Genomic DNA, 4,681 nt, shown 5'->3' with positions numbered 1-4,681 from the left:
CAAAACCGTAAACAGTGCAATCCTACTGCTGGTGATCGGCAACGCCATGGCATTGATCAGTGACGTCTTCATCAAACTGATGGAACCCGGCGCGCCGATCTTCCAGTTTGCCTTCCTGCGCTGCGTCATCACCCTGCTGCTGTTACTCCCCCTGGCCGGGCAGCTCAACCGCAAGCACCTGTTCTCCGGCTTCAAGGTGCACGCCCTGCGGGCCCATATACACCTGGCAGGCATCCTGTGCATGGTCGTTGCCCTGGGTAACCTGCCCCTGGCCACCGCCAACGCGGTGTTCTACGCCGCCCCTATCCTGGTCATGGTGCTGTCCGTCTTCCTGTTCCGGGAAAAGCTTACACCACTGAGTGTCTTCGCCGTATTCAGCGGGTTCGGTGGCATTATCGTTATCCTGCGGCCGGTGGAGTTCAACTGGGCGGCCATCGCCGCCCTGGCCTCCGCCTTTGCCCTGGCCATCAACGCCGTCATGGTCCGCAAGCTCCCGAAAGAGCAGACCACCGTGCACAAGCTGCTACTGAACTACGTGCTGATTATCCCGGCCGCCGGTGTACTGGCGTTGTGGGAAGGCGCCGCATGGGACAGCTCCATACTGATCAGTGCCCTGGGTTCAGCCCTGTTCATCCTGGGCTACAACATCACCGTATTGCTGGCCTACAAACAGGTGGATGCCAACCAGGTCACCAGCGCTGAATATACCGGCCTGATCTGGGCGGTATTGATTGGCTGGATAGGTTTCAACGAAATGCCCGACCTCTGGTTTGCGGGGGGCAGTGCGATGATCGTGGTACCGCTAATACTGGTGGGGCTACGCTCGCGTGATCGGAGTCACCGAGTGCTTCAGGCTTACCCAACCTCAGGTTGAGACCCTCGGCCAATGACGATTCGGAGGAACTCATTGGCTAGGAGTGTCAGTGTCCCTAGCAGCAACGTGTTCTAAGTGTCTATCGAGAGCTTCGATATACTCACTCCGTGCCAACAAAGCTTGCCGTACCAAGGATCCTGCCGAGGTCTCCTGAATCCGCTTCCTTGGCCAACTGTATCGGCGAGCCCGTTCGTAAGTCCGTTCAACAAACGACGACTCCGCAACGGCACTTTCGTAATCCTAAAACGGAAGGCGGATTGCATTGTCGGAAAAGCCCGATGAAGCTCATCTTACAGTCCTAATTTGTAAAGAAGCAGCTTTTTTATATTTGAAACAAGGTCCACCCAAAGACGGCTGTCTGAATCTATGGAATTATCCTGCATTCACTCCAAACATGGTCTGTGCCACTTTATTCGTGGTTAAGGCGAGGCAGTGGATGTATGAGATCGTCTCATTTCCGGCACGAAAAGCCCGATCAATCAGGTACCAGATACCACACGGTCAATGGCTTCTTTTGCCTCCTCAGGCGAAAGAAAACGTCGCTTCTTCCCAGCCGGGGAGACACTCACTGGCTGAGTTTCACTGCTTCGATTAATCAGCCCCATTGTCAGCTGCATACCAAACTTTCGAAGAATCTTATTGATCGTTCGAACAGTGCCCGACTCTGGGTCCCTCTCAATCGCAGAGATAGTCGTGGCAGAGAACCCCGTAAGCCTTCCGAATTGCTTCTGGTTCAACCCTGTGAACTTCAGGCGAAACCGACGAAGGGCCTGGCCCAGGTGAATTTTTCCGGCTTCGAGCTCTGCAAAGGTCTGTTCTCGAATCAGTGACCGTTCGTTTGGCGTTAGCGGTGTTCGTTTCAATTTAGGCATGCTTAATACTCTCCCCACTATGACTCAGCCCGGATACAACAAGCGTTCCAGCTGATCATGAACCAATTCCGGCTCATGCATCCTGATCGAAATATGATTCAGCATTGCGTCCGGAGCGCCATACCGCTTCAAGCCAGCCTTCATGTCCACCAACTTCATCAGCTCATCGTCCATGATGCTTGCAGCTGCTTTGGGATTAACAGCAAGGTCCCCCAGAATCAACGAATAATCTGGATTCCGTCGTTGGTCCAATAGGTGATGTGGCCACCATGTAGACATCGCGATCGATTCAGGGTCCAACACCATAGGGGCTATGTCATAGGCCGGCGCCAACTCAATATCATGATCTCGCTTAATCAGTGAGGTGTTGCGACCGTGGTTGTCGCGATTACCCGTTGCGGTGTTCAAAACATCCCGAACCAGGTAATCCGCGAGCAGAGCATCTTTGTCCTCAGGCTTGGCCACACAGTTCTGGAGTTTCCGGATCACATCGACGTGATCCAGGCGAGCGCCATCTCCGATCACGCCCATCATCGAATAAACAGACTCCATTCCATGACGCAAGATGCCTTCTTGCCTAACTTCTCGGTCAAAACGCGGTAACCAAAGAGCTACATCTCCGTAGATGTCATCGAAAGCAGCCCCGGTGATGGAATTAAAGCCCTGCTCCTCAAGGAACTGGTACACAGCGGCCTCACCCTCAAGTACCCAAATATCGTCGCTCGTCCTCTTTCCCCTCGGAAATTTAACCAGCCAATGCCGGGCAATCTCTTCGTCAGGAATGGTTCCCTCAAGCGCATACTGTCCATAATGGTTTTCGACCAACAACAGCTTGGGCGCGTCACCCCCAGCCCCCGTTGCGCCGCCAATTGCAACATGTAGGCTGTGAGCATACTGGATCAGGCTGTCGGCCCGGGTACACACTTCTTCACGATCGAATAAGACGACCTCTGACCTTGCAACTTCAAACTCGAACGCTTCCGCCGCCTCTTTGATTCGTAAGTTACCGACTGGACCGACACAACCCTCAGCCAAGAGCTGGTAATCGATTCGATGCTCGGGATCGCGGTCATATCCAAGGCTTTTAACCCAGTGCCGGCGGCCTGCTCCCTGAGGAATGATGTCTCTAAGGATCGGGACAATCTCACCATTCATGTAGTCGCCGGCCAAAATGCAGGGCAGATTCACTCCCACAGCTGTCCGGTCGATTAAGTCCTGATGGTCACAATCTCCAATATGCTCCAGGGCTTTCAGAGCGTATTCCATGTCATAAGAGAATGTCGGCTTACCTCTGAGACCTTGGTCAGGGTCTCTGAATTCGATAACGCCGGCATCATGCCACTGGTTGTCCCAGTGAATTTGGAGGGTAAGGCTCATACGCAGCTACTATAAATTGCAAGAATACTTGCAGTATTTTCGGCCATCGATGGAAATATTGCAAGTATACTTATAATTATAGAGTGTCCGGACAAAAACCTGACAAGTATACTTGCAATATAGTTATGGTGGTAAAGGGAGAGAGTGGCCACCAGGGTAGGACCCAGGGGAAGCGTTCAAGCTGTTCGAACGGGTGCACCATGCCTTTTGCATTGGCTCAACGAGGACGCCTAAAGCGATTCAACGAACACCGTCGTGCATGTGGAACACTGCGCCTCCCAAGGAGCGCTTATTCCGAATTGCCTGGGGAAGAATGCGCATGACCGATCAAAGTTCGGAATGAGTGAACCGCCTCAGCCATCCCTCCGATTGCCTCCTAGCGATGTCATCCCGTCAAGCAATAGCCTCTCAGTTCTAATCTGGTCAGGAGACGAAACAGAAACTGTCCCATGCAAACGCCAGGGGGGCCTGACAATATTGTCGACAGTCAACCCGAGTCGTCCCACTTTCATAGGCCATTGCCTTAAAACTTTCTGAGAATATAGATATTCGTTTTATGTATAGGTGAATCATATTCAATATACTAACCACAAATACATTATATTTTCGTTAACCAACTATCTGATTATCTTGCGTATTCAGCCTGACCTTCACCTTGACCAAATATGGAAGTAAATCCGACCTTAGAATATCATGAAAGCCTTATAAATTCTATAACTCACTGTTTTTAAGCATTTTAATATGACACATAAATAGTCATTAATGCGATCTTTGAGTATCGTCAATTTTGATGCTAAGAGTTGGTTACCTGTTTGCTTTAACAGGTCCCGATGTCACTACAAAGATAAAAAGGCAGATTAATAATGACTTATCAAGGAAAGCGGAATTGCTCATGGCTTTTGGCGGGGGCGGTTGCTCTAGCTTTAACGGGATGCAACAACAGCAACTCTTCGTCGAGCCCTTCAGTCGATGACACACAAGCATCGAGCGTCACAATCAAACGAGATAATTATGGAGTTCCGCACGTATACGCGGACAGTACCTACGGCCTCTATTACGGCTACGGCTATGCGCTCGCGCAAGACCGACTGTTTCAAATGGAAATGATCAAGCGGTCAGTGCTGGGTACAGTTTCAGAAGTTCTCGGGCCTGACTATCTGTCCTTAGATCGATCCTCAAGAACAGGATTTGATCCAGATTCCATTAAGAGTCAACTCCAGGCCCTTCCTAAAGAGGATCTGGATATCTTCAAAGGTTACGCCGAAGGTTTTAACAAGCGTATTCAGGAGGTCGAAGCCAACCCTTCAGAACTGCTGCCCAAACAGTTTTCCGATTTCAAGTTTGCCCCCGAAGAATGGACAGCTTTCGACGTAGCTATGTTATACGTTGGGACGATGGCGGGCCGTTATTCTAACAGCTCTAGCAGCCTGTCGGACTTAACCACGCAGTGTCGAAGTGAGATAATCAATACAACAGGGGCCATAACCGGACTTCAATGATGGGACATTTTGTACTTGCTGATCGGGACACTGACTTCCTGCTTCCCCCTTCCATTCAG

4 protein-coding genes are annotated in these 4,681 nt (G+C 51.0%); 2 read left to right on the top strand and 2 right to left on the bottom strand.

Annotated features, from left to right (window positions below):
• The coding region (locus ABJM11_RS09065) for a DMT family transporter (RefSeq protein WP_348295990.1) at positions 1-874 on the top strand (874 nt) is incomplete at its 5' end.
• A 479-nt stretch (positions 875-1,353) separates the two neighbouring features.
• On the opposite strand, the gene ABJM11_RS09060 is transcribed toward ABJM11_RS09065, so the two are convergent.
• Together ABJM11_RS09060 and ABJM11_RS09055 are read right to left on the bottom strand one after the other, a co-directional pair.
• Positions 1,354-1,746 (bottom strand): helix-turn-helix transcriptional regulator, encoded by a 393-nt coding sequence (locus ABJM11_RS09060; protein WP_348295989.1) that lies wholly within the window; start codon positions 1,744-1,746, stop codon positions 1,354-1,356.
• 24 nt (positions 1,747-1,770) lie between these two features.
• The gene (locus ABJM11_RS09055) at positions 1,771-3,123 is read right to left on the bottom strand and encodes a HipA domain-containing protein (RefSeq protein ID WP_348295988.1); all 1,353 of its coding nucleotides are present in this window, start codon (positions 3,121-3,123) and stop codon (positions 1,771-1,773) included.
• A gap of 863 nt (positions 3,124-3,986) precedes the next feature.
• Between ABJM11_RS09055 and ABJM11_RS09050 the strand changes: the two genes are divergently transcribed.
• Positions 3,987-4,622, top strand: a complete 636-nt coding sequence (locus ABJM11_RS09050) for a penicillin acylase family protein (protein WP_348295987.1) — start codon at positions 3,987-3,989, stop codon at positions 4,620-4,622.
• Positions 4,623-4,681: the final 59 nt, after the last annotated feature.

The organism is Marinobacter sp. (assembly GCF_039977835.1).
In the GTDB taxonomy this organism is placed as follows: Bacteria; Pseudomonadota; Gammaproteobacteria; order Pseudomonadales; family Oleiphilaceae; genus Marinobacter.
This window is presented reverse-complemented; position numbering and strand designations above follow the sequence as displayed.

Excerpts from the sequence above, each read along its gene's own strand:
- ABJM11_RS09060 (WP_348295989.1), bottom strand. The coding sequence starts at position 1,746 with ATGCCTAAATTGAAACGAACACCGCTAACGCCAAACGAACGGTCACTG.
- ABJM11_RS09050 (WP_348295987.1), top strand. The coding sequence starts at position 3,987 with ATGACTTATCAAGGAAAGCGGAATTGCTCATGGCTTTTGGCGGGGGCG.
- ABJM11_RS09055 (WP_348295988.1), bottom strand. The coding sequence starts at position 3,123 with ATGAGCCTTACCCTCCAAATTCACTGGGACAACCAGTGGCATGATGCC.